The sequence below is a fragment of the Streptomyces aculeolatus genome, from assembly GCF_020400605.1.
GTDB classification, from domain to species: domain Bacteria; phylum Actinomycetota; class Actinomycetes; order Streptomycetales; family Streptomycetaceae; genus Streptomyces; species Streptomyces aculeolatus.
In genome coordinates this window covers 1-1,050 of record NZ_JAINRD010000079.1, presented here as the reverse complement: position 1 = coordinate 1,050, position 1,050 = coordinate 1, and the positions used below count along the sequence as shown (strand labels likewise).

At 68.0% G+C, this 1,050-nt stretch carries 1 protein-coding gene; it reads right to left on the bottom strand.

What is annotated here, in order from left to right; genetic code table 11:
* Positions 1–56 precede the first annotated feature (56 nt).
* Positions 57–1,050, bottom strand: a 994-nt coding sequence (locus LG396_RS38780; protein ID WP_308190168.1) for a transposase family protein, incomplete at its 5' end; no start/stop codon positions are given.

The following is a 1,050-nucleotide window of genomic DNA, read 5'->3' as shown; positions in this document are numbered from 1 at the left end:
ACGACCTCGTGCATGGTTGGCGGTGAGGCGTCGAGGATGGCGGGGTGTCTCGTTGTTCAGGTCTGCCGTTTCGACGTCAGGTCTGCGGTCTGCTGGTGGGACAGCAGTCCGGCGATGGCCTGGACGGTGTGGCTCATGTGCTCGCGGCGACCGAGGTGGCGGGTCAGAGCGCGCCAGTTCTTGAGGTGGGCGATGCCGTGCTCGACCCGGATGCGTCGTGAGGAGTGTGCCTTGCGCTGTCGTTCGTGCATCTCCTCGTACCAGGGCGGGGCGTTCTTCTTGAACTTGCGGTGCGGTGGTGTCACTACTCGTCCGCCGGTCTGGGGCCCCAGGCCCTGGTAGCCGGCATCGGCGAGGATCTCGACCGCAGGCCCGTCGACCAGGAGCTTGACCAGCCCGGACTGACGGGCGTGGGTGATGTCCGCGCAGCTTGCGGGGCGGGCCGGGCTGCACCACAGCACGCGGCCTTCGCCGTCCGTGACGACCATGGATTTGACGGCGTTCTGCTTGCTCTTGCCGGAGATGAACTTGTCCCGGTGCTTGCGTCCGACGGCTGGCCGGCGGACCCGGATCTCGGTGCCGTCGATGATGCCGGTCTGCCCGCTCACGCCGAGGTGGTCGACGACCTCGGCCAGCGACCGCAGCCTCACGTCGGGACTGACGGTGCAGCCTCGCTCGGCGAGTAGAGGCCGCACCTCGTTCACGGCCCGGGTGATGGTGGAGCGATCCACCCCGAACCAGCAGGCCAGCACGTCGTGGGTGACTCCGTGGCGAAGATGGACAAGAGTGGCCAGGAGCCGGTCGATGAAGACCAGCCGGTGCTTCGCGCCGGCGCCCGGGGCCCGCTTCCGCGGCCTGGACGCAAGCCTGGCCTGGTGCCGTTCGTGCCACAACGGGCCTACCTCGGCCAGGAGTTCAGCGATCACGTCAGCCGACAGGCCCGTGATCCTCCGGTCGCTGATGATCGCTGCACGAGATGCGCTCCCCACCACACGACCATGATCGACGATCAGGACCCGACGCCTCACCGCCAACCATGCACGAGGTCGT